The sequence below is a fragment of the Microcoleus sp. B3-A4 genome, assembly GCF_036705385.1.
Lineage (GTDB): Bacteria > Cyanobacteriota > Cyanobacteriia > Cyanobacteriales > Microcoleaceae > Microcoleus.
Map to the genome: position 1 here is coordinate 1 of NZ_JAUBUI010000168.1, position 3,734 is coordinate 3,734.

A 3,734-nucleotide genomic window follows, 5' to 3' on the forward strand; every position below is an offset into this window, starting at 1 on the left:
TTAGAGAAAATAGCAATCAGGGCGCTATTTTTGATTATATCCGACAATCCATCAAGTTATTTATTCTTCAGTCCTTACAAGGCCACACACTTGCAACTTAACTATCAAGTTGTCCTCAAAACGCCAAATCTGAGTTTGCAAAATGACCCGGAATACGCCAACTTTGTCCGCAGATTTATCCGCGAAGGGCAAATCTTAGCCAAATTTTGCCAAAACGCGCATCCGGGAATTGTCCGCATTAGCGATTTGTTTGAGGAAAAAGGCCTTCACTGTTTGGTAATGGATTTAATCGTCGGTCAAAGTTTATTTGATACAGTACGGCAACGGGGGCGACTCCCGGATACAGAAGCAGTGGCAATGATCCGCCAAATTGGAGAAGCATTAAGTGATATTCACCAAGCAGGAATTGTCCATCGAGATGCCCATCCGGGTAATATTATGTTGCGTCCCAACGGGCAAGCAGTATTAATTGATTTTGGTCTTGCAAGTGAATTAATGCCAACTATTATTAGTAGCCGACATCCTCATAACCCTGCTTTTGCTCCTTGGGAACAGCATATTGAAGGTAGTGGTAAACCAACGGTTGATATTTATGCTTTGGCTGCTTCTTTGTATTATGCGGTAACGGGACAAGTGCCAACAGCTTCCCTCAATCGGCATTTTAGAAATGAAGCATTGCCACCTGCGAAAGATTTTGGGGTGAAAGATTGGGTGAGTTTAGCAATAGAAAAAGGGATGGCATCCGAACCGCAAAAGCGGCCGCAGTCGAGGAAAGATTGGTTGAGTTATCTGCGGGAACCGATTCCGCCAACAGTTGCCGATGTTTCGGTACAGCTTAAATCAGCGAGGGGTGTTGACTATACTCGCCTGCGGGATTTATTGGCGGCGGGGAAGTGGCAAGAGGCTGATGAGGAAACACTCAAGGTGATGCTGAAAGCTGGGAGACGGGAGAAGGAAGGTTGGTTCGATAGGGAATCGATCGAGAATTTTCCTTGCGATGATTTGCGGACGATCGACCAATTCTGGGTAAAATACAGTCAGGGTCGTTTTGGCTTTAGCGTCCAGAAAAAAATCTGGTTGGAAGTAGGCGGTAAAGTTGATTATGAGACTGAATGCAAGCTGGGCGATCGTGTGGGTTGGCGAAAAGGATGCAGTTGGTTGAACAAAAGTGACCTAACCTTTAATAAACAAGCACCTACGGGTCACCTCCCCAGGATTGGTGTTTTTGGTGGTTTGGGGGGTTTTGGGATGGTGGGGGTGTATTCTTCTCTCCCATCGAGAGCTGTAAGCTGTAATCTATAGCGATTTCAGCCCTTTGTCAAGTCTTTTTTTGAGAACCTTTTTTTATGAAGTTATCGCCTTTTAGTCATTTCATTACCTGCTACTTACATTAATAATAAATGCCAATAAAAGTCAGAGATATCATTAAACAACTAGAGGCAGACGGTTGGTATCTAGCTAGAACGCGAGGGAGTCACCGCCAGTACAAACATCCTACTAAATCAGGTGTAGTTACAGTTCCCGGTAAACTATCTGACGATTTGGCTCCTGGTACATCCAATAATATTCTAAAACAAGCTCAATTCAAAGAAGTTAAAGAGCAACAAAAACCTAACGAAGTCGAAACCAATCATCAAGATGAGGATCTCAACTAATGCGTTATGCCATCGTGATCGAAAAAACACCCAATAACTATTCAGCTTATGCGCCAGATTTACCAGGATGTGCAGCTACAGGCGTTACCCTTGCGGAAGTACAGCAGCAAATTAAAGAAGCGATCGAATTTCACTTAGAAGGGTTGCGAGAGGAGGGTTTACCCATTCCCGAACCAACTACTCTCTGTGAGTATGTAGAAGCACGGTAGTAGAGCAAAATATTTCATAAATTAAGTCGGTAAAATTCAAGGATAATAAATTTATGCTCTACTTGAATTATAATTTTTAACCCCAGATTCACCTATGCCAACTTTAACTGATATTGGCACTCTCATCATTTCCACACCAGAAACCTGTGGAAATTGCCCCCGCATCGCAGGCACTAGAATAACAGTTCAACGAATCGCTGTTTGGTACAAAATGGGGATAAAACCAGAAAAAATTATTGCAGAAATTCCCCACTTAAATTTAGCACAAGTTCATGCAGCATTAGCTTACTACTACGCCAATAAAGAGCAAATTGATGCCGATATTGCGATTGAAGAAGCTGAGTGCGATTGCTTAGCCAATGAACACAAAGTGGGGAGTTAATCGTTAGATACCCTGACTTCTTAAAGAAGTTAGGGTATCTGAGTATTCTATCGTACAAGCTGTACAGCCTAACTAAAAGATCGATCGTCAAACGGCAATTCATCAAACCGCGAATCAATATCAGCCTCAGAATTCGCAACAGGGGAATTAGCGCGAGATTCCGGCGGCTTTGCTGAATGCACCTTTGCTACTGGTAACTTTGTCGCAGATTCCAAAACAGTCGGCTCGGATTTCTGTAAATTAACTACAGGTAACTCCCCGCCATTTTCTCCATTTTTGCTCGTTTGATTCCACATCATCATTCCCAGCAAACCATCAACCAAACCGCCACCGCTACCGTTGCCTGTTACCGCAACATCCGGCACTACTCGCACGTTGCGATCGCCTATAATTTGCATTAACTGCAAAGCGGTATAACCCGAACCACCCAAAGCTACAACACCCGCGCGATAAGCTTCAGCTTGAGCATTTCCCTTCACCCGAATCGACTCCGCTTCGCCTTGAGCTTGTTTAACCTGAGAATTCGCTTTCAACTCAGAAATCTTCACGCCTTGTTCCGATTTCACCATCTCTTGTTGAATCTCAGCCAGCGCGGTTTCCCGCACCAATTGTTGCCGCTGAGTTTGTGCTAATTGCTGTACCTCATAAGTCTTGCACTGTTCCTCAGCAATTTTGCGATCTGTTTGAGTTTGCATCAACTCTGCAGGCGGCAAAATATCCCCGATTAAAGTATCAATTACCTGCACGTCGTAGGTTCGGAAAGCTGCTTTGATATACTCGGCAGCTTCCGCTTGCCTGCCGCTTCTTGCGGAGAGAAAATCTAGTACAGAATAAGCTTGAGCCGAATTGCGGAAATAATTCCCGATTGTCGGCTGCAATACGTGGTCAACTAAGTTCTGCATCGAACCAACGCGAGAGATAACTTTCGGAGCATCCAAAGCGCCGACGTGAATAATCTGAGCTACTTCTAAATCAAAGGCAAAACCGTCTTAATAACGCACGGTTAAAGACGAAAGTTTAGAATCGTAACTGTGCCTTTCTGTTTTGCCATACCAATTAAATACTATATTAGTAGTCGGCACTAACTCTACTTTCAAAATGCGAGTATTCAGCGGATGTTTCCCAGGATAAAGGGGAGTTCCCCAAACGCCTTTATTGCCGACATTTACTAAATTTCCGTGAGTGAAAGCAGCGCAGCTCACATCTTCAGAGGTTTTGCCGACATAGGAAATCACCGCGCCGACATAGCCGATCGGGATTTCGGTCATCGGCACTTGTTCCACCCCGACAAACCAAGGATTTAAATTCCAAGAACCGGAAAGCAAAACCTGTTCCTGCAAACCGCGCCGCCCGCCGCCGCTGATAAATTTCTGCGCGTTTTGGAAGTTGTCGTGATTGGGAATAATCGGGGAGCATCCCGGTTTTGCGCTTTTGAGCATCAAACGGATATTGAGCCGTTAAGGTAGGCGCACCGAAGCTTAAGCATTT

6 protein-coding genes are annotated in these 3,734 nt (G+C 44.5%); 4 read left to right on the forward strand and 2 right to left on the reverse strand.

All coding sequences use genetic code 11. The features are described 5' to 3' along the window. The 4 genes from QUB33_RS28835 to QUB33_RS28850 all read left to right on the forward strand — a co-directional run. A partial coding sequence (locus QUB33_RS28835; protein ID WP_333357908.1) for a serine/threonine-protein kinase occupies positions 1-1,302 on the forward strand: 1,302 nt, incomplete at its 5' end. A 98-nt stretch (positions 1,303-1,400) separates the two neighbouring features. Beyond that, positions 1,401-1,655: a type II toxin-antitoxin system HicA family toxin gene (locus tag QUB33_RS28840; protein WP_333357912.1), complete on the forward strand. Its 255-nt coding sequence runs from the start codon at positions 1,401-1,403 to the stop codon at positions 1,653-1,655. Continuing rightward, complete coding sequence (locus QUB33_RS28845; protein ID WP_333357915.1) at positions 1,655-1,864, forward strand: type II toxin-antitoxin system HicB family antitoxin; 210 nt, start codon at positions 1,655-1,657, stop codon at positions 1,862-1,864. The genes QUB33_RS28840 and QUB33_RS28845 overlap by 1 nt, the downstream gene beginning before the upstream one ends. Before the next feature lie 94 nt (positions 1,865-1,958). Continuing rightward, a complete protein-coding gene (locus QUB33_RS28850; protein WP_333357919.1) occupies positions 1,959-2,246 on the forward strand; it encodes a DUF433 domain-containing protein in 288 nt (95 codons plus the stop codon). Between the two features lie 68 nt (positions 2,247-2,314). Here QUB33_RS28850 and QUB33_RS28855 read toward each other — a convergent pair whose 3' ends face one another. Then, a complete protein-coding gene (locus tag QUB33_RS28855; protein ID WP_445299571.1) occupies positions 2,315-3,184 on the reverse strand; it encodes an SPFH domain-containing protein in 870 nt (289 codons plus the stop codon). Between the two features lie 51 nt (positions 3,185-3,235). Then, the gene (locus QUB33_RS28860; protein WP_333357921.1) at positions 3,236-3,685 is read right to left on the reverse strand and encodes a hypothetical protein; all 450 of its coding nucleotides are present in this window, start codon (positions 3,683-3,685) and stop codon (positions 3,236-3,238) included. Positions 3,686-3,734 lie beyond the last annotated feature (49 nt).

Excerpts from the sequence above, each read along its gene's own strand:
- QUB33_RS28840 (WP_333357912.1), top strand. The coding sequence starts at position 1,401 with ATGCCAATAAAAGTCAGAGATATCATTAAACAACTAGAGGCAGACGGT.
- QUB33_RS28845 (WP_333357915.1), top strand. The coding sequence starts at position 1,655 with ATGCGTTATGCCATCGTGATCGAAAAAACACCCAATAACTATTCAGCT.
- QUB33_RS28850 (WP_333357919.1), top strand. The coding sequence starts at position 1,959 with ATGCCAACTTTAACTGATATTGGCACTCTCATCATTTCCACACCAGAA.
- QUB33_RS28860 (WP_333357921.1), bottom strand. The coding sequence starts at position 3,685 with ATGCTCAAAAGCGCAAAACCGGGATGCTCCCCGATTATTCCCAATCAC.